Annotated in this window: 21 protein-coding genes; 5 read left to right on the top strand and 16 right to left on the bottom strand. The window is 63.7% G+C overall.

All coding sequences use genetic code 11. The features are described 5' to 3' along the window. Window positions 1-25: 25 nt before the first annotated feature. A complete protein-coding gene (locus NCR93_RS24420) occupies window positions 26-1,726 on the bottom strand; it encodes an outer membrane protein assembly factor BamB family protein (RefSeq protein ID WP_175981973.1) in 1,701 nt (566 codons plus the stop codon). 129 nt (window positions 1,727-1,855) lie between these two features. Between NCR93_RS24420 and NCR93_RS31945 the strand changes: the two genes are divergently transcribed. Next, window positions 1,856-1,978 (top strand): hypothetical protein, encoded by a 123-nt coding sequence (locus NCR93_RS31945; RefSeq protein ID WP_268811544.1) that lies wholly within the window; start codon window positions 1,856-1,858, stop codon window positions 1,976-1,978. Between the two features lie 40 nt (window positions 1,979-2,018). Here NCR93_RS31945 and NCR93_RS24415 read toward each other — a convergent pair whose 3' ends face one another. From NCR93_RS24415 to NCR93_RS24405, 3 genes are all read right to left on the bottom strand, one after another. Then, window positions 2,019-4,520 (bottom strand): glucose/quinate/shikimate family membrane-bound PQQ-dependent dehydrogenase, encoded by a 2,502-nt coding sequence (locus NCR93_RS24415; protein ID WP_175981975.1) that lies wholly within the window; start codon window positions 4,518-4,520, stop codon window positions 2,019-2,021. 158 nt (window positions 4,521-4,678) lie between these two features. Further along, window positions 4,679-5,002: a hypothetical protein gene (locus tag NCR93_RS24410; RefSeq protein ID WP_175981977.1), complete on the bottom strand. Its 324-nt coding sequence runs from the start codon at window positions 5,000-5,002 to the stop codon at window positions 4,679-4,681. A 52-nt stretch (window positions 5,003-5,054) separates the two neighbouring features. Next, window positions 5,055-5,303 (bottom strand): hypothetical protein, encoded by a 249-nt coding sequence (locus NCR93_RS24405; protein WP_175981979.1) that lies wholly within the window; start codon window positions 5,301-5,303, stop codon window positions 5,055-5,057. 121 nt (window positions 5,304-5,424) lie between these two features. Between NCR93_RS24405 and NCR93_RS24400 the strand changes: the two genes are divergently transcribed. Then, window positions 5,425-5,796, top strand: coding sequence for a hypothetical protein (locus NCR93_RS24400; protein WP_008347405.1), 372 nt, complete (start codon window positions 5,425-5,427; stop codon window positions 5,794-5,796). Window positions 5,797-5,800: 4 nt separating this feature from the next. Here NCR93_RS24400 and NCR93_RS24395 read toward each other — a convergent pair whose 3' ends face one another. Both NCR93_RS24395 and NCR93_RS24390 read right to left on the bottom strand, forming a co-directional pair. Next, entirely contained in the window at window positions 5,801-7,000 is a 1,200-nt protein-coding gene (locus NCR93_RS24395) for an amino acid aminotransferase (RefSeq protein ID WP_175981981.1), read from the bottom strand. 49 nt (window positions 7,001-7,049) lie between these two features. Next, window positions 7,050-8,426: an amino acid permease gene (locus tag NCR93_RS24390; protein ID WP_175981983.1), complete on the bottom strand. Its 1,377-nt coding sequence runs from the start codon at window positions 8,424-8,426 to the stop codon at window positions 7,050-7,052. 342 nt (window positions 8,427-8,768) lie between these two features. On the opposite strand from NCR93_RS24390, the gene NCR93_RS24385 reads away from it, so the two are divergent. Together NCR93_RS24385 and NCR93_RS24380 are read left to right on the top strand one after the other, a co-directional pair. After that, window positions 8,769-9,029 (top strand): hypothetical protein, encoded by a 261-nt coding sequence (locus NCR93_RS24385; protein WP_175981985.1) that lies wholly within the window; start codon window positions 8,769-8,771, stop codon window positions 9,027-9,029. Between the two features lie 77 nt (window positions 9,030-9,106). Beyond that, the gene (locus tag NCR93_RS24380) at window positions 9,107-9,268 is read left to right on the top strand and encodes a hypothetical protein (RefSeq protein ID WP_250488321.1); all 162 of its coding nucleotides are present in this window, start codon (window positions 9,107-9,109) and stop codon (window positions 9,266-9,268) included. 50 nt (window positions 9,269-9,318) lie between these two features. On the opposite strand, the gene aroQ is transcribed toward NCR93_RS24380, so the two are convergent. The 3 genes from aroQ to NCR93_RS24365 all read right to left on the bottom strand — a co-directional run bounded on the left by aroQ (window position 9,319) and on the right by NCR93_RS24365 (window position 12,355). Next, entirely contained in the window at window positions 9,319-9,756 is a 438-nt protein-coding gene (gene aroQ / locus NCR93_RS24375; RefSeq protein WP_175981987.1) for a type II 3-dehydroquinate dehydratase, read from the bottom strand. 36 nt (window positions 9,757-9,792) lie between these two features. Continuing rightward, window positions 9,793-10,851, bottom strand: a complete 1,059-nt coding sequence (locus NCR93_RS24370) for a Gfo/Idh/MocA family protein (RefSeq protein ID WP_279613052.1) — start codon at window positions 10,849-10,851, stop codon at window positions 9,793-9,795. Between the two features lie 85 nt (window positions 10,852-10,936). Continuing rightward, complete coding sequence (locus NCR93_RS24365) at window positions 10,937-12,355, bottom strand: MFS transporter (RefSeq protein ID WP_175981989.1); 1,419 nt, start codon at window positions 12,353-12,355, stop codon at window positions 10,937-10,939. Window positions 12,356-12,745: 390 nt separating this feature from the next. Between NCR93_RS24365 and NCR93_RS24360 the strand changes: the two genes are divergently transcribed. Beyond that, window positions 12,746-14,314 carry a sensor domain-containing diguanylate cyclase gene (locus NCR93_RS24360; protein WP_175981991.1) on the top strand — a complete coding sequence of 523 codons (1,569 nt, stop codon included), beginning with the start codon at window positions 12,746-12,748 and terminating at the stop codon, window positions 14,312-14,314. Window positions 14,315-14,320: 6 nt separating this feature from the next. Here NCR93_RS24360 and NCR93_RS24355 read toward each other — a convergent pair whose 3' ends face one another. The 7 genes from NCR93_RS24355 to NCR93_RS24325 all read right to left on the bottom strand — a co-directional run bounded on the left by NCR93_RS24355 (window position 14,321) and on the right by NCR93_RS24325 (window position 23,316). Next, the gene (locus tag NCR93_RS24355; protein WP_175981994.1) at window positions 14,321-16,663 is read right to left on the bottom strand and encodes a bifunctional diguanylate cyclase/phosphodiesterase; all 2,343 of its coding nucleotides are present in this window, start codon (window positions 16,661-16,663) and stop codon (window positions 14,321-14,323) included. Window positions 16,664-16,676: 13 nt separating this feature from the next. Then, window positions 16,677-17,267 (bottom strand): methylamine utilization protein, encoded by a 591-nt coding sequence (locus NCR93_RS24350; protein WP_239294978.1) that lies wholly within the window; start codon window positions 17,265-17,267, stop codon window positions 16,677-16,679. A 2-nt stretch (window positions 17,268-17,269) separates the two neighbouring features. Further along, a complete protein-coding gene (locus NCR93_RS24345; protein WP_175981998.1) occupies window positions 17,270-17,689 on the bottom strand; it encodes a group I truncated hemoglobin in 420 nt (139 codons plus the stop codon). 2 nt (window positions 17,690-17,691) lie between these two features. Beyond that, entirely contained in the window at window positions 17,692-18,594 is a 903-nt protein-coding gene (locus NCR93_RS24340; RefSeq protein ID WP_008347389.1) for a DUF3034 family protein, read from the bottom strand. Between the two features lie 215 nt (window positions 18,595-18,809). Further along, complete coding sequence (locus NCR93_RS24335; RefSeq protein ID WP_175982000.1) at window positions 18,810-22,025, bottom strand: hybrid sensor histidine kinase/response regulator; 3,216 nt, start codon at window positions 22,023-22,025, stop codon at window positions 18,810-18,812. A gap of 50 nt (window positions 22,026-22,075) precedes the next feature. After that, window positions 22,076-22,714, bottom strand: a complete 639-nt coding sequence (locus NCR93_RS24330; RefSeq protein ID WP_008347384.1) for a response regulator — start codon at window positions 22,712-22,714, stop codon at window positions 22,076-22,078. A 167-nt stretch (window positions 22,715-22,881) separates the two neighbouring features. Then, window positions 22,882-23,316 (bottom strand): hypothetical protein, encoded by a 435-nt coding sequence (locus NCR93_RS24325; RefSeq protein WP_175982002.1) that lies wholly within the window; start codon window positions 23,314-23,316, stop codon window positions 22,882-22,884. Window positions 23,317-23,368: the final 52 nt, after the last annotated feature.

Genomic DNA, 23,368 nt, shown 5'->3' with positions numbered 1-23,368 from the left:
CCGGCGCCGCGTTCGCGCGCCGATCCTATTTCGACAACAGCCCGAACACGGCGACGCCGTTCTTCGTGCCGACATACACCTTGCCGTTCGCGATCATCGGCGTGATGAACTTGTTGCCCGCACCGAACTGGTCGCGCGTGCCGGCGTCGTTGCTGCTGTAGAGCTGGCGCGCGAGATTGGCCGCGTCGTAGGCGTGCAGCGCGCCTGTCGCGCCGTTCTCCGCGGCCCACAGAATGCCGTTCGCCGTGCCGTTCGCGGAAATGCTCGGCGTCGCGCCGGGGAAGCCGAACGCATTCGACGTCTGACTCGTCGACGTCGCCGAAAGCAACGCGTTGCTGACCGCGAACGCCCGAATGCTGTCGCCGACCGCGCCGAAATAGACCGTGTTGTTGAAATACGCGGGCGCGCCGAACATCGCCCCACGAATCTGGCCGACGAGTTCCTGATAGATGTGGTCCGCGTTCGAATCGAACTTGCCCATCGAGAAGCGGTTCACGACGTAGATCGTCGAGTTCTTGCCCGCGCCAATCGCCAGATGCCGGACCGTGCCGCCCGCATCGGTGAAGTCCGGCAGCACCATCGCGCCGCCGGAACCGAGATCTTCGTCCTCGTTCGACTCCTGCACCGTGTTCGACGGCTCGAAATAGTCCTGCACCCTGAGCGGCGACGTTTCCAGCCGCAAAAAACCGTTGCCGAAGTTGCCGTTGATCGGCATCTCCTGCGCGTTTTGCGTCGGATCGAAGGTGCCGTTGGCGTCGAGGAAAAAGATCGCCTGGCCGTCCGATGCGAGGCCCGCGCCGCTCATCCAGATCGAGCCCATCTGGCCGTTCGGCGTGAGGTTCAGCACGCTCGCCTGTTGCAGGGTCGCGGCGTCGTAGCCCATGACCCAGCCGGTGTACGGCATGAAGTCGCAATGCGAAGTCCACGCCGTGTAGACGACGCCGTTCAGCAGCAGCAACGCCGCGCGCTCGGCGTACTGGCCGGGATCGAACGTCAGCGTGCCGTTCTGGCTGCCCGCGCCGTTGCCCGGATACGTCGCCCGGATTTCGGTGGGGCCGTTGAAGAGCTCGGCGCCCGTCGCGACATCGAGCGCGTGAATGCGCTGGTGATACGCGCCCGACGCATCCTTCGACATGCCGACGACATACATCGCGCCATTCGGGCCGCGCGTCCGGTCGATGACCGGCGTCGCCGTGACACCGATTGTCGGCGTGATCTGATGACAGTTGTGGTCGTCGCTCGGCGACTCGCCGCTGCCGAGCGTCGAGACTTTCCACAGCACCGCGCCGCTGTCGGCGTCGAAAGCGTAGACGCTGGCGTTTTCCGTCGCGACGTAGAGCACGTTGCGCGTACCGCCCGCGATCGGTACGCCCGCCAGAAAGAGCGGCTGCGCGTCGACGGCGCCATCGACGGAAAAGAGCGCGAGCTTGCCGAAAGTACGCTGATTGACGTTCGCCGGCGTGAGGACGGTTTCCGCGAGTTGCTGTCCGGTGCGCGCGATGTCGTTGTGCCAGGTGACGACATCTTTCGACACCGCAGCCAGAGGCGCCGATGCCGCCGCCGGGCTCGATGCCCCCGACGGGCTCGATGCCGCCGCCGGCGCGCCGCCGCTCGCCGCAGACGAAGTTGCGCTATCGCCGGAACCGCCACTGCACGCGACGACGATCGCCGCGATGAGCACAACGGCGCCGACCGCCGCGATACGAGCCGGAAAGTGCGTCTTCATGTGGATGCTCCTTCAGAGCGTTTCGCCTTTGCGTACGGTCAATTCCCCGAAAGATATTTGTTGCAATGCGTCATAATGTGCTAACCTAGGGTTATTACCTAGTTAGTTACCCCTAGTACGGAGTTCATCATGGGAATCATCGCTGCCACGCCGATCGCCCTCGTTTCCTTCATCGTCGCCGCCGTCCGCAATGCGCTGAGCGCGCGCGCCAAGGTCAGCGCGCTCATGGCCGAGGCTTATCGCCGGACGTAACGTGCAGGCGCGGGGGAAATTCCCGCGCTTTTTTTCGCATTCACTGCAACGTATAGGCGATCACATAATCGCCCGCCTTCGTGCCGAGCGAGCCATGACCGCCCGCCGTCACGAGCACATATTGCTTGCCGCTTGCATCGGCGTAGCTCATCGGCGTGGCCTGACCGCCCGCCGGCAGACGCGCCTCCCACAGCTTCTTGCCGTCGCGCACGTCGTAGGCGCGCACGTATTGATCGAGCGTGCCCGTCAGGAACGCGACGCCGCCCGCCGTCACGATCGTCCCGCCGAGGCTCGGCACGCCGAGCGGCATCGGAATCGGCAGCGGCGCGCTGTCGACGATGGTGCCGTTCTTGTGCATCCACGCAATCTTCTGCGTGCGCAGATCGACGCCCGCGATGTAGCCCCACGGCGGCGCCTGGCACGGAATCCCGAGCGGTGAAAGAAACGCGCTGATCTCAAAGCCGAACGGCGTACCGCGCGCGAGCTTGATGCCGCTCGTTTCGCTGCCTTTCTTCTCGCCGTTGTCCTCGGGAATCTTGTCACGCGGAATCAGCTTCGACGTGAACGCCATGTAGTCCGGATTCGCGATCAGAATCTGCCGCACCGGATCGACGGAAATCCCGCCCCAGTCGAATACGCCGAAGTTACCCGGAAACACGAGCGACCCCTGCTCCGACGGCGGCGTGTACGGCCCGTCGTAGCGCAGGCTCCTGAACTTGATGCGGCACCAAAGCTGATCGAACGGCGTCGTGCCCCACATGTCCGCCTCCGTCACGCGCGGCGGGTTGAAGTTGAGCGCGGAAACGGCCTGCGTCGGCGCGGTGTGATCGCCTTTCGCCGCGCCGCCCGGCACCGCGACTTCGCTGATCGGCACGATCGGCTGGCCGGTTTCGCGATTCAGCACGTAGATGCTGCCCTGCTTCGTCGATGCGATCAGCGCCGGCTGCGTGCCCTGCGCCGTCTGCAGATCGACGAGCGTCGGCTGCCCGCCCACATCCATATCCCACAGATCGTGATGCGTGAACTGATAGTTCCAGCGCAGCTTGCCCGTCGCGGCATCGAGCGCGACGACGCCCGCGCCGAACTTCTCGGCCTGTGGCGTGCGCTCGCCGCCCCACTGATCGGGCGTCTGGTTGCCCATCGGCAGAAAAATCATGCCGCGCTTTTCGTCGACGCTGAACATCGACCACATGTTCGGCGAATTGCGCACATAAGTGCCGCCCGCCGCGATCGGTTCGGTGGCGTCCGGATTGCCTGGATCCCAGTTCCAGACGAGATGGCCGTCATTGACGTCGAACGCGCGGATCACGCCCGACGGCTCGTTGTTCGATTCGTTGTCGGTCACATGACCGCCGACGATCACGAGATTGCGGAACACCGCCGGCGGCGAGGTCGAGTAATAGCCGCCCGGCGTGAACGGCCCGATATTCGCGCGCAAATCGATTGCACCGTTCTTTCCGAAGCTCGCGCACGGCTTGCCGGTGTCCGCGTCGAGCGCGATCAGGCGGGCGTCGGCGGTCGGAAGGAACAGGCGATGCGGACATTCGGCCTGCGCCGTGGTTTGCGCGGGCGTCCGCACGGGCGCGGACGCTTCCGTGGGCGCGGATGCGTCGGCAGGCGCGGAGGCCGCATCGGCTTCGGCGGGCGCGCTGGCTTCGGGCGCGGCGGCAGCGGGCATCGGATGCATCGACGCATCGTAATAAGCGACGCCCCGGCAAGTCATGTGCTCCCAATGCTTGAACCCGATCGGACTCTGAATCCGCGGATCGAAACGCCACTTTTCCTTGCCGCTCGCGGCATCGAGCGCGATCGCCTTGCTATGCGGCGTGCACAGGAAAATCGTGTCGCCGACCTTGAGCGGCGTGTTCTCGTCGGTGGTTTCGGTCGGATCGTCGGGGCCGGGCATGTCGCCGGTGCGATACGTCCACGCCACCTTTAGCCGATGCGCGTTATCCGGCGTGATCCGGGCGAGCGGCGCGTAACGCTGCGCGAGCGGCGAGCCGCCATAGTCGACCCAGTCGCCCGCCGCGCGGCCGGTCGCGGCGTTGGCATCGGGCTGATTGGCGTCGGCGGCGACGTTCACGTCGATGCGCCCCGGCCGGTCGTGCGGATGATTGAACCAGGTGCCGACGCCGAGCAGCAACGTGAGGATGATCGCGGCGGCGAGCGGCGTGCGCGCGGCGCGCGATGTCGAAGGCGGCCCGAACAACGCGCCGCGATGCACGAACGGAATCAGCAGCCAGATCGCGAGCAGCAGCCAGATCCACAGGCGCGGCATCAGTTGCCAGAAATCGAAACGCACTTCGACGACGGCCCAGATCGTCGAGGCGAACAGGAACAGCGCGAAAAGCAGCAATGCGGAGCGCCGCCGGATCAACAACAAGAGCCCGGTCAGCACGATGGCCGCACCCGCGATCACGTAGTACCACGATCCTTTGAGCGCAACGAGATACGCTCCGCCCGCCGCCAGCAACACGCCGATGACGATAAACACAATGGCCGTAAAGAACGTGAGCGGACTGAGTCTGCCGTTGCCAGCCATGCTGAATCCTCCGTGACGATGAAAGGCGGAACACGGCCGTCGCGCGGTCGTGGTTCGGACGCTGTCGCGTGGAGGAACGGAGCAATCGCTGTGCCGTTCGGCGGGGAACGGGCGCGTGCGAGGCGTGCTTACGGATGACTTGCCGAATGAAGCTTAAATCACAGCGCCCGCGGCCAGAGCCCGCCGTGCGCGCTCGCGGGCATGACGCCTGCGACGAACGCGGCCTTCAGATCGGCGCGTTCGGAGAAACGCGGCGCATCGAACCACGCGAGGAAATCGTCGCGCCAGACGCCCCAGGCGTTTTCGTCGAAATCGAAGTCTTCGTCGAGGCGGCCGTTGTCGCGCAAATAGGCGCCGACCACTTGCGTGCCGTTCCAGTACGCGACGGCGACATCGCTGAGATCTGCCGTCACGCCGCGCGGCAGATCGCGCAGCATCATCGCGACGTGCGCCTTGAACGATTTGAATTCGGTCGGTCTCATCGCCTGCTCCGCTTCAAAAAAGTGCGTGAAAAAACTGCTTGCGCGTGCCCGTTCATCTGAACACGCCCTTGTTCAAGTCTTTTTCGAACGCGGCGGTCCATTGCGTGCCGTGTCCGATGCGATATTCGCGTTCCTTCAACGTGGAACGTCGCGTGATGGTGACGACGCCCTGCAACGGATAAACATCGTCCACGACATCGGACGCGCCGCCTTCGTGCACCAGAAAATCGCTCTCGTCGAGCCGATGGCGCGCGAGAATCGCGAGGAAATCCGCTCTTTCGTCCGGCGCGATCACAGTCATGTCGCCCTCCATGATCGAATGCTGCTTCCATTCAAAGTAGCACACGCGCGGAGGAACGTCGGCGCGTATCTTGCGAGGAGCGCGGGACGGCGCACGCGCTTTTTCCGGGAGTCGATAGCCGATGAATCGCAAAACGATGTTTCTATGCGCAGCGGCGCTGGCCGTCTGCACGCACGCACGCGCCGACGACGCCGTCTGCGGCACGCTCGAAAGCGCCACGAACGGGCAGGACGGCATGATCGCGCTGCGCGAAGGGGAAAGCGTGAATTTCTGGCGGGGCGGCGCCGTGCGGCACGGCGCGCTGCATGTGTACAAGGACGGCGAGGTGTATCGCGTGTACTGGCAGCCCGAAGGAAGCGGCGATATCTACGTGCTCGCGAACGAAGGCACGAGTGCCGTGCGGCTCATTCTGACGCCGCCGCGCGGCACGAAAGTCGATACGGGACCGGGCAGCCTTCCGCCGCAGAAAGTGCTGTCCTGTCCCGCGATGTAGCGATCTACTTCGCCGCCAGCACCTTGCCGATGGCATCGGCGACGATCTGCACGTTGCTGTCGTTCAGGCCCGCGACGCACATGCGGCCCGAGCGCAGGATGTACACGCCGAATTCCTCCTTGAGCCGGTCGGCCTGATCCGCGACCAGACCCGTGTACGTGAACATGCCGCGCTGCTTGATATACCGCGTGAGCATCTCGCCGCGAACGTGATCCTTCAGTCCGTCGTGGATCGCCTGACGCATGCGCGCGATGCGCTGGCACATCGACGCGAGTTCCTTTTCCCACGACTGTTTCAGTTCGGGCGTGTTCAGCACACGCGTGACGATCTTCGCGCCGTGCGTCGGCGGATTGCTGTAGTTCGCGCGTACCGCGCTCGTCAGCTGGCCGAGCACGCGATCGGCTTCGGCGGCATCGTCGCAAATGACGTGCAGGCCGCCGCAGCGCTCGCCGTACAGCGAGAAATTCTTCGAGAACGAATTGGCGATGAACGCCGGCACGCCACGGCGCGCGAGTTCGCGCACGGCGAACGCGTCGTCGTCGAGACCGGAACCGAAGCCCTGATACGCCATATCGACGAACGGCAGCAGATCGCGCTTTTGCAGCACGTCGATGATCTTCACCCATTGCGCCTGATCGAGATCGACGCCCGTCGGGTTATGACAGCACGCGTGCAGCAGCACGACGCTCTTCGCGGGCAGCTTGTCGATGGCGTCGAGCATCGCATCGAAGCGCAGTCCGCCGGTGGCTTCGTCGTAATACGGATACGTGTTCACTTCGAAACCCGCGCGCTCGAAGATGAAACGATGGTTCTCCCACGTCGGATCGCTCACCCACACTTGCGACTTCGGAAAGTAGCGCTTGATGAAATCCGCGCCGACCTTCAGCGCGCCCGATCCGCCGAGCGTCTGCACGCTCGCGATGCGGCCATCGGCGCGCGCCGGGCTGTCGTTGCCGAACACGAGCGCCTGCACGGCGTCGCGATAATGCGCGAAACCGGCCATCGGCAAATACGGTTTCGGGCCGAGGTCTTTCAGGATCGACAGTTCCGCCTCGCGCACGGCCTGCATCACGGGCAGACGGCCTTCGTCGTCAAAGTAAATGCCGATGCTCAGGTTGACCTTATTGGTGCGCGGATCTTTCTGGAAGTTTTCGTTCAGCGACAGGATCGGGTCGCCGGGGTAAGCATCGATATGTTCGAACATGGTGACTTATAGGACGAGAGAGGACGAGAGATCAGCAAGCGCGGCCGCGTCAGTCTCCGCGCGCGGCTCGAGTTTTAAGATAGTAGCCGATTCCGAGAACGGCCAGCCAGACCGGAATCAGGTACACGGACAGGCGCAGATCCGGAATCTCGTACATCACCCAGACGATGCCCGCGAGAAACGCGAGCACGACGTAGTTCGTGAACGGATGCAGAAAGCTCGGAAACGAGGTCGCTTCGGCGTTCGCGCGCTTCTGCCGGCGGAACATGAGATGGATGATGCTGATCATCGCCCAGTTGATGACGAGCGCCGACACCGCGAGTCCCATCAAGAGGCCGAACGCGCGCCCCGGAATCACATAGTTGATGACGACGCACGCCGCCGTCACCAGCGCCGACACCGCCAGCGCCGCGAGCGGAATGCCGCGTCCGCTCACGTTGAGCAGCGCGCGCGGCGCGTTGCCTTGCTGCGCGAGGCCGTACAGCATGCGGCTGTTCGCATAGACGCCGCTGTTGTACACGGAGAGCGCGGCCGTCAGCACGACCACGTTGAGCACGTTCGCGACGACCGTGCTGTTCATCTCGCGGAAAATCAGCACGAACGGACTGCCGCCGGTCGCGACCTTGTCCCACGGATAAAGCGAAAGCAGCACGCCGAGCGCGCCGACATAAAAAATCAGGATGCGATAGATGACCTGATTGGTCGCGCGCGGAATGCTGCGCGACGGGTCTTCCGCTTCCGCCGCCGTAATGCCGACGAGCTCCAGCCCGCCGAACGAGAACATGATGACGGCCATCGACATGACGAGCCCGTGCACGCCGTTCGGAAAGAAGCCGCCGAGCCGCCAAAGATTCGCGACGCTCGCTTCCGGCCCCGCCTTGCCCGACGCGAGCAGCCAGCCGCCGAACAGGATCATGCCGACGATCGCCGCCACTTTGACGATCGCGAACCAGAACTCCGTCTCGCCGTAGGACTTCACGCTCGTCAGATTGATCGCGTTGACGATCACGAAGCACGCGAGCGCCGATATCCACATCGGCAATCCCGGCCACCAGTACTGCATGTAGATGCCCACGGCCGACAGCTCCGCCATGCTCACCAGAATGTAAATGGCCCAGTAGTTCCAGCCGGAGATGAAACCGGCGGCGTGGCCCCAGTATTTATCGGCGAAATGGCTGAAGGAACCGGCGACCGGCTCGTCGACGATCATCTCGCCGAGCTGACGCATGATGAAGAACGCCATCAGCCCGGCGATCGCGTAGCCGAGCAGCACGGATGGCCCGGCGAGCTTGATCGTCTGCGCGACGCCGAGAAAAAGCCCGGTGCCGATCGCGCCGCCGAGCGCGATCAACTGGATGTGGCGACTCTTGAGTCCGCGTTTGAGTGTGTGCGGCGAGGGTGTTTCGTTCGTCGTGGGTGAAGCCATGTCGATGTCTGTTGCACTGCAAAAATTACTGCGTTCATAGATCGAACGATCGCGCGTATCGTTTGATCCGATCTTTTAGTCTGCTTTTTGGTAAGAAACTGTTGTTTTTTCGTGCGGATGACCCCACAAGCCGCTGCAAAAAAGGCCGATTATCAGCGGACGGATCTGCGATTTTACCGCCCGGCGGCCGCAAAGCCTTGATGGGCGGGCGTATAGCAGCCGTGCTCCGAATCGCGGAAACGGACATCAAACGAATTGAGGCCGGAATCAGGGCTTGTTCGGAGGATTACTCGAGGCGTCGCGGCGTGAGAATCGCATCATCCACTCACGACGGGGGTCGCCATGTATCGGACGATGGAAGGAAACGCCAGGCCGCATCGAACGGCGCAGCGTTTTGGCGAAGGATCGCAGGACAGCGCGGCGACACAAGCGGAATTGCTGAGCGCGCTGCAGTCGGTGTCGGACAACATCATGCGTCTCGCCGGGAAGCTGCACGGCGATCCGAACGCCACCGACGACGATGCAGAGACCATTACCGAGCAGCATGCGTTCGCGCAAGAGCTGATCGGACGTTTGCTGGCGCTGCCCGCGTCGCAAACGTAACGGACCAACAGGGCCAACAGAAGGCGGGCAGCGGTGACGGCAAAGCCGCCCGCGCTCGGAGCATCGGGGAGAAGGATATGAGCTACTTGACGATCATCGCGGTGGTCTGGGCTGTTTGCGCGGTGGGTGCGGTGTTGTTCATCCGCGGCGCGGCGCAACGCAATCACGAACCGCTGCGCAAGCAGAGCGAACGCGAGCCGGTCGCGCCCGCGTCGAAGGATTTCAGTCGCCCGGCCTGACCCGATGACACGGCGAAGCGCCCACACGCTTCGCCGTGAAGGCATCGGCCTTATTTGATCGCGGCGACTGCTGCGCGCAAGCCCAGCAAGTAGCTATCGACGCCGAAACCGGAAATTTGCCCTCGCGCAATTTCCGCGAACACCGATTTGTGGCGGAACTCCTCCCGCGCGTGCACATGCGACATGTGCACTTCGATGATCGGCGCCTTCAGGATCGCGAGCGCATCGCGGATCGCGTAGCTGTAGTGCGTCCACGCACCCGCGTTGATGACGATCGCATCGACGTTTTCTTCGAACGCGCGATGAATGCGCGAGCACATCTCACCTTCGATATTCGTCTGGTAGCACTCCACCTCGACGCCGAGTTCCTTGCCGAGCGCGGCCATCTGCTCGTCGATTTGCGCGAGCGTCGCCGTGCCGTACTGCTTCGGGTCGCGCTTGCCGAACATGTTGAGGTTGACGCCGTGCAGCGTCAGGATCGTTGCCATGTGATTTCCTTGAACTGGAAGGGGAATTGAAAAGATTCAGGCGGTCTCGACGATCCTGCCGCTCGTGGCGGCAAGAACGATGGCCTCGGTGATCCGCAGATTCTGCAGTCCGTCGCGCGCGCTGACAATAGGTTCGGCTTCCCCGCGCGCCACGCGCCCGAAATGTTCCATCTGATGCGCGAGCGGATCGTCGCGCTGCATCGCCACGACGTCTTCGTCGAACGGCTTCCACCATGATCGATCTTCGGCCTTCGCGTAGGACTTGAGACGCATCGTCGGCACGGAAAGCGAGCCGAACGTGCCCGCGATCACGTAGCAGTCTTCGTCGGGATACGTGGAATACGCCTTGTTCTCCTGCGACGTCTGCTCCCAGCTTCGCGGGCACGCGGCGGTGTCGGACAGCATGAACGTGCCGAGCGCGCCGCTCGCGAAACGCAGATTGATCGCGACCGTATCTTCGACGGGAAAGCCGCGCGTCGCGTGCGATGCGAACGCCTGCACCGCGACGATATCGCCGCACAGCATCCGCAAGTTGTGCACCTCGTGGATCATGTTGAGCAGGATCGGCCCGCCCCCCGGCTCGCGCCGCCACGGCGCGCTGGCGTAATACTCGTCGGGCTTGAAGAACACCGCGCTGCCCATCACCGCGACGAGCTTGCCGAGCCGCCCTTCGTCGATGACCTGCTTCGCGCGCGCCATGATCGGGCTGTGCGCGCGATGATGGCCGATCAGCACTTTCGCGCCGGAACGCTCCACTTCATCGACGAGCATCTGCGCTTCCTCGACCGTCGGCGCAATCGGCTTCTCCAGCAGGATCGGCACGCCCGCCGCGATGCACACGCGCGCATGTTCGACGTGCAATTGATTCGGCGTCGCGAGCACGATGCCGTCCGGGCGATCCTTCGCGAGCAGTTCGTCGAGCGTTTTGTAGAGCGGCACGCCCGCCTTCTGCGCGATGTCGACGGCGGCGGGCGCCGGATCGACGATGGCCGAGAGCGTGCACGTCGTGCTCGCCTGCGCGACGCCCATGTGCGCCTGACCGATATAGCCCGCGCCCGCCACCGCGATACGCGTCTTGCCTGAGTCTGTATTCACTTCGATTTCACCGTGTTGAAAAAGCGCGAGTTCACCCCGGCGGCGCTGTCGCGCGCCGCCTGAGCAAGGAAAGAGGACATGAGCTTCAGGAAGTGCGCGCGTTCGCGACCGATTCCGCGCGCAGGCGGTCGTACTCGGACTTCTCGACCGGCCGCGCGTCCGGCTCGCCGAGCTGGTTGAGCGGAATCCGGTACGTCTCCCGCGCGCTCCACGCGGCGATCGCCGAGATGACCGTGACGGCGAGCGTGATCGAACCGATCATGACCGGAATGTTCGTCGATCCGGGCGGCGCGACGCTCGCGAACAGCGCGGGCAACAGCGCCGTGATGGTCGTGCCGATGTTCTGCGAGATCGCCATCGCGGAGACGCGCGTGCGCGTCGGGAAGAGTTCGGGATAGAAGCTCGGGAAGATCGCGTTGTAGCCCTGATAGACGATGCCCCACATCAAGAGCGACGCGACGATCGCCATGCCGACGTTGTGAATGCTGATCGCGTAGAGATACAGATACGACAGCAGCCCCGAGGCGATCGCCCCGACGATGATCGGCGGCCTGCGCCCGATCTTGTCGGAGAGATTGCCGACGATCGGAATCACGATGACGGCGAGAATATTGCCGACGACCGGAATCCACAGATACACGCTCTTGTGAAAGCCGATGCCGTACGCCGCCTGCACCGCATACGCCGCGCCGAAGATCGTCGCGACCACGGGAATCACGTTCATCAGCGCCATGCAGACGACGCGGATCATGTCGGCCAGGTTGTACTTGAAGGCGTCGACGATTGGCGAGCGCGGCACCGCGCCCTTCTCGCCTTCCTTCTCGAACGCGGGCGTCTCGTGCACTTCGCGCCGGATGATGTAGCCGGCAACCAGCACGAACGCCGAAAGCAGGAACGGAATGCGCCAGCCCCATGAATTGAACGCGTCCTCGGGCATGTAGTACGCGAGCGGCAGGAACACGGCGGCGGCGAGAATCTGTCCGGCCTGCACGCCTTGCAGCGTGAAGCTCGCGAAGAAACCGCGGCGTCCGAATGGCGCGTGTTCGAGAATCATCGAGCTCGCGCCGGAGATTTCGCCCGCGACCGCGAAGCCCTGGACGAGCCGCAGGATCACGAGCAGCGTCGGCGCGAGCATGCCGACGCTGTGATACGTCGGCAAAAGTCCGACGGCCATCGTCGAGAAGCCCATCAGGAACATGCACAGCACGAGCACGGTCTTGCGGCCGTGCGTATCGCCCCAATGACCGAGCACGAATGCGCCGATCGGACGCGCCACGTAACCGACGCCGTAGGTCGCGAGCGACGCGACGATCGCCACTTTCGGATTGCCCGAAGGAAAGAAGAGTTGCGGAAAGATCAGCGCGGCGGCTTGCGCGTAGATGAAGAAGTCGTAGTACTCGAGCGCGGAGCCGATCCAGCCGCTCGCGGTCGCCTTCTTCGTCTGCTTGTGGTGCTCGGCGTGCGACCCGCCTTTTGCACCGGGTGAGAGAGAGTTCGTGTCCATGACGTCTCCTTTTATGAATCGCCCGACGGTTTCTGTGGCCATCTTTCCGCGAAACTGCTTCTTTCATCCTCACCGACGACGCCTTCGCGGCATGGCGCGCAGGACATCAAACATGATCGTCTCTGAAACGAAAGCTTTCGATGAGGCAAAACCCGGCGTCAGGCCAGGTTGAAAGACTTGAGCCCTAAATTACTATGTCCGCGCGAAAACATAATCCGGCTCGAAGGAAAGTCAGAATGCGCTCTCAGCGAATAATCGACGCTCACCACGCCTGAGCCGCCGCTAAGTCTTGCCTAAAGAACACGCAGACGCCGCCGTATACACGATTACCGGCGGTGATCGCATCACCGCCGCCTTCGTATTCATCCTCTCGCCGGCCCGGTCTTGCGTATGTCAGGCAATCCGTCCTTGATCGATTCGATTCTGGCCACGCCGGCGACCGCGGACGGACGGATCACGCCTGCCGTTCGCGCATCGCTGCTGTCGACGCTTGTCGAAGACATCCGCCCGCTGCTGCTGTCCGGCATCTCCGGCGCGTTCGTCGCGATGATCGCGCTCGGACGCCAGCCGTCCCTCTGGACGATGCTCTGGCTCGCCGCCGACGCGCTTCTGCTCGCCACCCGCCTTTCGATCGTCGGCCGATATCGCGCGTTGAGCCGCACGGACGCGCCGCAGCCCGGCCGGTGGGCCGCGCGCTATGCGCCGTTCGGGCTGCTGGCCTGTCTCGTGACGGGCCTCGGCGCGATGGGCTGCGTGATCTCGGGCGACGCCGTGCTCGCGTCGCTCGCGATCATGGTGACGGCCGGCCTGCTCGGCGGCGTCGCGTCGCGCAACGCGGGCACGCCGCATCTGGCGATCGCGCAGGTGTGCCTCGGCGCGCTGCCGATCGGCGTCGGCGGGCTGTTCGGGCCGTCCGGCTACTGGATTCTCGTGCCGCCGCTCGTCCTCTATATCGCCGCGATGTGCGCGGTCGTGCAGCGGCACTATCGCGGCCTCGTCGCGCTGATGACCGCCAAGGAAAGCCACGCCGAAATCGCCACGCGCTTCGACGCGGCGCTCGCGCACATGCCGCACGGCCTCTGCACCGTGGATGCGTCGGGCAGGGTGGTGATCGCGAATCGCAAGGCGGCGGAGCTGTTCGGCGCGACCATCGACATGCTGCGGCTGAACGTGTCGCTGCCGGAGTTCATCGGCTATGCCGCGCTCGCGAAATTCGGCGAGACGCCGCGCGCGCAGCTTGCCGAGCGATGCGCGCAATGGCTCGAAAGCGGCCATCCGACGCTCGACCTGCCCTTGCGCGACGGACGGCATCTCGAACTGAGCCGCAATCCGGTGCCCGACGGCAGCGCGGTCATCATCATCGAGGACGTGACGGAGCGCCGCAAGGCCGAAGCGAAAATCCTGCAATGGGCGCATCACGATTCGCTGACGGGCCTGCCGAACCGGCGCTATCTCGGCGACCAGGCCGGGCGTCTGATGGCGGGCGGCGCGGGCCGCGAGAAAGTGACGGTGATGTACGTCGATCTCGACGGCTTCAAGCACGTCAACGACACGCATGGCCACAATGCCGGCGACGAACTGCTGAAGCTCGTCGCCGACCGCCTGCGCAACGCGATGCGCCGCGGCGAGCTGGTCGCGCGTCTGGGCGGCGACGAGTTCGCGATCGTCGCCACGTATATCGCGCACGCGGCCAACGTGGTTTTCGCGCGCAAGATCATCGGCGAGCTGTCGGCGCCGTACACGCTCGAATCCGGGCAGACGGTGCGCGTGGGCGTGAGCGTCGGCATCGCGCTGGCGCGTCCGGCGGAGTCGTTCGAAAGCGCATTGAAGCGCGCCGATGCCGCGCTGTACGAAGCGAAATCGGAGGAACGCGGCACCTATCGCTTCGCCGATCGCGACGGCGACTCCATCGCGAGCGACGAACAAGCCGTCGCGAACGACCGCGGCCGCGCCTGGTAAGCGAGCCTACGCCTCTTCCGGCCCGGCGATCAGCGCTTGCTCGTTCGACTCGCGCCACGCGTCGAGCCACGCTTCGAGCTTCGCGGGGGGCAGCGGCCGGCTCAGGTGATAGCCCTGCGCCAGATCGCAGCGCAGCGCCTTCAGCCGCTCCAGCATCTCTTCGGTTTCGACGCCTTCCGCGACGACCTTCAGTCCCATGTTGTGCCCGAGATCGATTGTCGAGCGCACGATGGTTTCATCGTCCTTGTGCTGGAACATGCCCATCACGAACGATTTGTCGATCTTCAGCTCATCCACGGGCATGCGCTTCAGATACGACAGCGACGAATACCCAGTGCCGAAATCGTCGATGGACAGGCGAATGCCGAGCGCGTGCAGCCGGTCGAGCGTCTCGATCGCGTGATTCGGGTCGTCCATGATCGCGCTCTCGGTGATCTCGATCCAGATCGATTCCGGCGCGACGCCGTGCTTGTCGAGCAGTCCCTGGAAGATTTCGGGCAGCGTCGACTGGATCAGCTCGCGCGCCGACACGTTCACCGACACGGCCAGCTCGATGCCCTGCCTGCGCCACGCGGCGCATTGCGCGATGGCCTTGTCGGCGACCCAGCGCGAAATCGTCTTGATGTAGCCGGTCTGCTCCGCGAACGGGATGAACTGGTCGGGCGAGACGAAGCCGCGCGTCGGATGATCCCAGCGCACGAGCGCCTCGACATATTTCACGCGATGCGTCGCGAGATCGACCTTCGGCTGATAGTAGAGCGTCAATTGATCGTGCTCGACGGCCTGCCGCAGCTCGCTCATCAGCGAAAGACGCTCGGCGTTGTTCTGGTCGTGACGTTCGTCGTAGAGCGCGTAGCCGAGATTCGAGCGCTTCGCCACGTACATCGCGATATCGGCGCGGCGCAGCAGCACGTTCATGTCCGTGCCGTTCTGCGGAAACGTGACGATGCCGATGCTCGCGCCCACATCGACGAGTTGCCCTTCGATCGTGATCGGCTCTTCGAGCGCGTTCAGCATGCGCGTGGCGAGAAAACGCGCGGACGCCAGATCGTCGGTCGGCAGAAGGACGGCGAATTCGTCGCCGCCCAGACGCGCGACCGTATCGGTCTTGCGATGCAGCGCCGCGCGCAGGCGCTTCGCCACTTCGCACAGCAGCATGTCGCCGATCGGATGCCCGAGCGTGTCGTTCACGTACTTGAAGCGGTCGAGGTCCATCATCATCACCGCGAGCGGGCGCTTGCTCCGCGTCGCCGCGCCGATCGCCTGCTGCAGGCGGTCGTTGAAGAGCGCGCGATTCGGCAGGCCGGTGAGCCGATCCATGTACGCGAGCTCGGTGATGCGTTTCTCGCGCTCCGAGATGCCGTCGCGCATCTGATTGAACGCGCGCGCCAGCTCGCCGATTTCGTCGTTCTGGCGAATCTCGATGGGCGCGGCGTAATCGCCCTGCCCGATGCGCTTCGAAAACTGCGTGAGCGCCGCGATCGGCCGCGTGACCGAGCGCGCCATCAGCACGCTGCCGACGATCGACACGAGCACGCCGAGCAGCGTAATGAGCAGCAGCGTCGTCTGCAGGCGCTTGAACGGCGCGAGCGCCTCGTTGAGCGAGCGTTCGAGCAGCACGGCGACCGTGCGCCCTTCGGAGTGCAGCCGCATGACGCGCGTCGCGTAGCCGTTCGCGGCGAGTTGCGCCTGATCCGTCAGCGCGTCGCGTGCGTCGTGGGGGAGCGAGCTTGCGAGCACGCCCCATTTGCCGTCGTCGCCGACGGTGAGAAACGACACATCGAGCGACGTGAGCGAGCTCAGATCGCGTGCGAGCGCATCGTCGACCGCGAAGCCCATCACGACCCACGCGATCGCGATGGGCGCCTTCACCGGCACCGCGACGAGCTGATACGCGCGCGGCCCGATCATGCCGAACGACGACGCATCGCCCTTCGTCGCGACGGTCCTGATGAGCTTCGGGAACGGAAACGCCATGCCTTCGCGCCCGACGCCGCCGCTATCGGCGATCAGCTTGCCGTCGAGATCGACGAGCATCACGACGTCCGCATGAACGCGGTCGCCGTGATTGCGCAGCGCGGACGCGACCGTCTTGCTGTCGTGCGTCGCGACCGCTTCGCGAAAGCCGAAGTCGAGCGCGACCACGCTCGCCGCCTGCGTCAACTGTTCGCTATTGCCGCGCAAAATCTGCGCGAATACGCGCTCGGCCACCGACAGTTGCTCTTCGGCGTTGCGATGCGCGTTCTTCAGAATCACCGAGTTGATGACGAGAAACGCCGCCGCCTGCGCGACGAGCATCAGCACGACGAAGACGAGCGCGATTCGCGCGCGCAGGCTGTGAAAGAGCATCGTGACGGGCGTCCTATTCGGCGGGGCGCAGTTGCAGCGCGAATTTCGCCGCGCCGTCCGCGTTGACCTTCTGCGTCGGCTGCGCGTTCGGATCGCTCTGGCGGAAATGCCACGCGATCACCTTGTACGCATCGGCGGGCAGATTGTCGATGGTCGCGGCGCCGTGCGCGTCGGTCTTCGCGAACCACGGCGTATCGACGATCAGCAGATACGCGACCATCGAATCGTGGATGTTGCAGCCCATCACGACGAGGCCGGGCTTGTCGAACACGACCGGATTCGCGGGAATGCCGTGATACAGATTCAGCTCGAAGCGCTTGGGCGGCGAGAACGAATAGACGTCGTGCTCGATGTTGTCCTTGTTCGGGAACGCCACCGACGCGCCCGTCTGCACGACGGAGACCATCGGCACGAAGCGCCGCTTGATCTGATCGATGACCGCGCTGGTGGGCTTCGTCGCGGGCGGCTTGCCGTTGACGGGCAGCGCATAGACGATGGCGTCGGGCACGGGCGCGCCGGCCTGATCGACCACTTGCACGCGCACGCTCCCGGCGTGGGCGATCGTCGCGCCGAACGCCAGCAGCGTGATGAAAAATTTGAGCATGTTCATTCGCGGTCTTGCACGTCGCGGTACATCGGCGCGAGCTTCGCCAGGAGTTTGTTTTGCGCGTGGAACGGCACGCCGTTCTTGTCCATCGCGGCCTGCAAGTCTTCGACGAGCGCGTTGAACGCGGCCCGGTCGATGCTCTGTCCTTCGTGCGTGCGGCGCATCGGGCGGCCGGTGTAGACGCACGGGCCGTCGAGCAGCACGCAGATCTGCTCGACGAGCTTCTGCTTGATGCGCTTGACGGGCGCGTTGTCGAAATACGGCGCGGTGCGCGGATCGGCGAGCACGTTGTCGTACATGTCGTCGACGATCTTCGTCAGCCCTGCTCGCTCGCCGAACTGTTCGTAGAGCGCGTCGTCGGCGTGCGCGTTCGCGCAGGCGAGCGCGAGAGCCAGCATTGCGGCGTGGCGGATTTTCATCGTCAGAACCCCGCCTGCATCGAAACGTAGAGGCCGCGCTGATTCTTCACCGTCGCGATGTCGCCGAGCGCGACATACGCCGCCGTCAGCGAGACGTGCTTGTTCGGGGCCCACGCGACGAACGCGTCGTACGCGTCCTGCTCGCGCGCGAACGAGAGATTGTTCGGCTTCATCCGATATTCCCCGCCGATCGCGACGTTCTTCGTCAGCAGATACGCCACCGACGACTCGAATTCCGGGTGATACGCGTTCGACTTGTCGCCGCCGAACCCGAGCAGGCCGAACTGGTTCGCCTTCGTGAAGCGCAGCGTGCCGTTCAAGAGGAGGCTTTGCGCGAGCAGCAGCTTCGTCGCGGACAGATAGAAATCGGTGCCGGAATTGCTCGCCGCGCCGACCGCTTTCACGATATCGCCCTGTTCGTTGTGCTTGAACTGCAGCCCCGCGGCGATTTGCGGTATCCACGTGTCCTGATCGAGCACGGCGTCGCCGAGCAGCCGCACCTTCACGCCGAAGATGTTCTGATTGAACTTGAAGTTCTCGCCGAGGCCGAGTTTCGCGCCGGCATCGCGCGTATCGAAACTTTGACGCGCGAGCGACAGCTCGACGCGATTCGCGACGCCGACGGTCAGGCCCCACGTGCCGAGCGCGTAATCCTGCGTGCGGATGTAGGTGCCGTGCGCGTTCGCGCCGAGTTGGCGCGCGGTGCCGTATCCGCCGATGACGGCCCACGGCGTGAGGCCGCCGCCCGCCGCGCCTTCGACTTCCGAGACGCCGCCCGTCAGCAGCAGCTTGCCGCCGGTGAGCGGCACGGCGGGCGGATCGTCGGCGAAAGCGGACGACGAGAACGAAACGAGCGACGCCACGGCCAGACTGGCGAGGCGCATCTTTGAGTAAATCTGACGCATGCGGGAGACATCGAGCGGTTGTCGGGGTTGCCGTCGCCGCCTCGGGGTGCCGCGCGACGCGTCGCGGCGAGCCAGGCGCTCTGGGAAGGTCACTCGCCAGGTAGGCGGCGCCTTTTCATATGCGTGTAAACGGCCGCTGACGGTCGAACTTGACGGCCGTTCGTCAGTTTTTGCGGGCCGAACGTTTGCAATCCGGGATGGGTCAGCGCGTCGGCCTAACCGTGGATCGTGTCGCGATGCAGGTCGCGCAGTTCGAGAAGGTCCGAGCGAATCAGCGAGACGTATGTCTCGACGTCCTCGACCCAGTTGCCCGCCTCCCTCAGCGTCGCGCGCAATTCCTCGCACTCATCGAAGAGCATGGACGGGCCGAGCACCGACAGCCCGCCCGCAAGCTTGTGCGCCCAGCGGCGCAGCGCCGGGGCGTCGCGCTGCGAGCAGATCGCGTCGAGCGCGGCGATGTCTTCGCCGATCTGCTGGACGAAGGCGGCGACATACGGCGCCGGCACCGTCGGCAATCGTGGCGGCGACGCATCATCGGCCGATGCGTTTCCTTCATCGACGGCTAACGTGCGCAACACGTCAGCGAGCACGGAGAGCGCAACCGGCTTTGTCAGATAGTCGGTGAAACCGGCGTCGCGACCACGTTGAACATCGGTCGCGCTCGCACTCGCGCTCACCGCATAGACACGCATCGACGGATCGAGGGCACGCGCGGCCGCCAGGAGTTGCGCGCCGTTCATCTTCGGCATGTCCATGTCGGTCAGCACGAGGTCCACGCGGTTCTTGCGCAGCAGATCGAGCGCTTCCTCGCCGTCGGCTGCTTCGATCACGGATGCGCCGAGCGTCAGCAACTGGTCGCGCAACAAACCTCGGTTGAGGCGATTGTCCTCGGCGATCAGCACTGTCGCGCCGGGATTCGCCGAAGCGGGTTGCAGAGGCGCCGACCGAATGGGCGACGCGGAGATCGCGTGATGCCTCCCGTCTCTGACAATCTGCACCGCTTCCCGGAACTCCTTGGCCGCGAAGATGCTGACGGCTATTTCGCCGTTCTCTCTCGCCACCGGCACGAGCGGGCCGTCCTGCGTCACGCGGATGACGCGCGCGCGATCTGTCCATCGCGCATCGATCTCGTCATCCGAGATTTCGTCGGTCGCGATGAGATAGTCGCAACCCTCCACGTTCGCCGCCGCGCCCTCGTTCGTGATGTAAGTGATCGAACTGCGCTCTGCATCGAAGAGTGCGTCGAACCACTCGCGATGCTCGTTCGCCCGATACAGGATGGCGGGCCGGCCGACGAGCAAGGCATCGGCTTCGTCCGGCGACGACTCAGCCACTTGCAACGGCAGCGTGACGGTGATGCGCGTGCCGACGCCCTCCGTGCTTTCAAGCGCGATGCGCCCTTTCATCAGCCGGCACAGATGCTCGCAGATCGAGAGCCCGAGCCCGGTGCCGCGCGCTTGAGTCAGCCGGTGCGCGTCGCCCTGGACAAACGGCTGAAAGAGCATCTGACGCTGCGCTTCCGGAATGCCAATGCCCGAATCGGCCACACTCAGTGCGAGCGCGCCGTCGACCCAGCGCGCACGCACGACGACCTTGCCCGAATACGTGAACTTGAGCGCGTTGCCAAGGAGGTTGTTGAGTATCTGCGCGACGCGAATCGGATCGAGCCATAAGCGTGACGGGCACTCGCGGTCGATCACGACGAACAAACGCAAGCCCTGGCGATTCGCGATGGGCGAATGACCGACCATCACGCGCATGACGATGTCGCGTATCGACGCCGGCTCTTCGCTGAGACGCATTTCCCCGACGTCCATCTTCGAGAAATCGAGAACATCGTTCACAACTTGCAGCAGCGCGCCCGCCGACGCCTGCATCGCACCGACGCGGGCTTCCTGTTCCGCCGCCAGCGGGCCCCTGGCGACGAGTTCGAGATTGCCGACGAGCGACGACAGCGGCGTTCTGATCTCGTGGCTCATCGAAGCGAAGAAATTCAGCTTGGCCTTGGCGGCGGCGTCGCTGGTTTCCTTCGCTTCGCGCAGCAGGCGTTCGGCTTCGTGATGCTCCGTGATGTCGGCAATGGCGCAGAACAGCACATCGGTTTTGTTGACGACCGCCGACGTGTAGGAAATCTTCAGGTGACGCGACGACTGGTCCGCTTTCTCCAGCGTGCATTCGAATTGCCAGATCACGGCGGCGTCGCCTTTTGCGGGCAAGGTCATGCCGTGTTGATGGAAGGCCACACATAGCGCGGCGGGCAGATGCATCGCGCTGGCATCGAGGTCGAGCAGGTTACGCGCGACCTGATTCGCGGCAATGGCGCTGAAATCGCTACGCAGCGCAATGCACAAACCGACCGGCGTCACCTGCACCTGCAGATGATTTAGAATCTCGCCTTCCACCGCGCGGCAAGCCTGCTCATAGGTACGCGTCAGGAAGCGGTAGTTCCAGTATCGGTATAACGCCACGAGCATAGTTGAGAGCGCCGCTTCCACCAGAACGATAACCGACACTTCCGTACGCTTGACAGCGAGATTGGTCGCCGTCGGCAAGGAAACGACAATGTGGCCGACGCCGAGCCCAAGCGGTTCCATTCGCGCGCCCCATCCGTGTCCCATGATCCAGTGGGATACGCCAGGCGGCCCCTTCTCGAGATGTTTGTCGACGAATCGCGCGTCTCCCGATGCATCGCCCGCCAGCACCGTGCCATCGTCGCTAAAGATCGTTATTTCCGAATTGAGGGCGGCGGGCCGGACCAATTTCAGCACACGCTCGACATCGACCTTCGTGAAGACAAACGCAACGGGTCGATCGTTCTTCTCGACCACCATGAACATAACGATCGTCGAACTCTCGAAACCCAGCAGGGCCGGTGCACGGAACCATAGAACGCTATGTTCTCGTGCGACGCTTACGGGATCGAGGCCGCGAGAACTCATGGTGGCCTTGGCGGTATCGACGAGTGAGCGCAATCGTTCGGTGCCGGGTCCCTCATCGGCGTCGCGCTTGGTGAAAAATTCAAAACCATACGACGCGCTTCCGTCGAACCGTGCGAATTGCAGGGAGAACGGCAAGCTCCCGTCGGGAATAGCACGCAGTGCCGCGCTGCAAATCCGGCTCATCGATGCGTCTTCGCTGTCCGAAGGTAAGGGCGCGCACGGCAGCGCGGCCCGAGGACCGTTGGGCGATGGATGGTAGTCCTGCGGGGTGACTTCGAGGAATAGCTCGCCCGTCTTCAGCATGTTGTAACGACTGAAGATACCGATATTCACGCCGCGCATGACGGACTGGACGTCGGCAAGCTCGGTCCTGAGCGTACTATTGACCAGAAAAACGATGGCCGCGAAAGCGGCACACATCGAAGAGAAAATCAGCAAGCCGATGGCGACCGCGAAAATGCGTCGCTCGCGTTTGAGATTGTCCTCGAGCATTCGCAGCATCTGCAGAGGAGAATCTCGCGATGCGGCGAAAACATGCTCCATCAGGCTAGTCCTGCTCTGGCCGCGTATTTGACGAGATCGACGTGGTTCTCCACATGCAGCTTGCGCATGGCCGATCGCTTCTGCGTGGCGACGGTCGGCACGGATCGGTTCAGCGTGCGCGCGATTTCAGTCACCGAAAGGCCCTGCGCGAAGAGGCGCACCACTTCCAGTTCGCGGGGCGAAAGCGGCTGCTCGCGCGCGAGGTCCTGCAGGGTCGATCCATCGCGCGCCAGACGGTGTTGAATCTTTGGCGAAATGATCGTCTCTTTCGTGCTCAATGCACGAAGCGTGACCTGGCTGAGCTCGCTGGCGGGCTCCTCCTTGCTCATGATCGCAGCGACGCCCAGCTTGCACAATTCGTGGTAGATGCCGCCGCTCGTCATCATGGTCAGCACAATGACGGGTATGTTCGGAAAGGACCGCTTGAGCTTGCTGATCAGCCGCAAGCCGTCTATGTCCGTCTCGTCTTCTCCCTGCATCACGAGATCGGTGATGATAAGGTCGACCGGCTCCTTTTCGAGTACGCGAAGCAACTCGGCGCCGGAATGAGCCATGGCGGCGATCGTAAAACCCGGAATTTTCGAGAATTGGTCGGCTACAGCCAACAGCACGATCGGATGATCGTCCGCCAAAACCATCCGAATCTTGTCCCCTCGTGCGTTCATATAACAACCGTTTTTGAGTTGCCGCTCTTCGAGTCAAAACCCGAAACGTACGGCTCATTTATTGATGTAAAAGCAACTCACGAATGTCGGGCGGGCCTGAGCTATCCCGCAAAGGAAGCCTATCGGATTTTAGGACGTGCTCAATCCGGGAGAAACATCGGCGGTGTCAGAAGTGCGTTTCGCCCGGCGAAACGAATCTTCCCGGCGACACCGGCTTCACGTCCCGCACGCACTTTGTCTGCAGCGCGGACGTTTGTGCATCCTGACCCGCGCTGCTCATGCTCATTGCTTCCACGAAGCGAACTCGCGAGCTGGTCGAGCGGAATCGATGTCACCGGCGGCCTGGCCTCACGTTCGTACTTACGGCTTTCGGATAGCAGCATGCAAGCAAAGATGATCATCGAAAGGCTGAATACCAAAGCAATCGGCACGATCAAATTCCAACTCGATACCCCTAGCGCTGCCAGAAGCAGAAACGACAAGCCGAAATAAACCGACGTGAGAATCGACGACGCGCGCCCGGCCATTGCGCAGTAATGCCGAAATTTTCGGCTCAGAAATTCGAGAATTGACATGGCGATATTCAGTGCAATGGGCACGACGGTCGACCCCGGCTCATACAGGATC

Source organism: Caballeronia sp. ATUFL_F1_KS39 (assembly GCF_023630985.1).
Lineage (GTDB): Bacteria > Pseudomonadota > Gammaproteobacteria > Burkholderiales > Burkholderiaceae > Caballeronia > Caballeronia zhejiangensis.
Note: the sequence above shows the minus strand (reverse complement) of the source record. Positions and strands in the feature narration are given on the sequence as shown.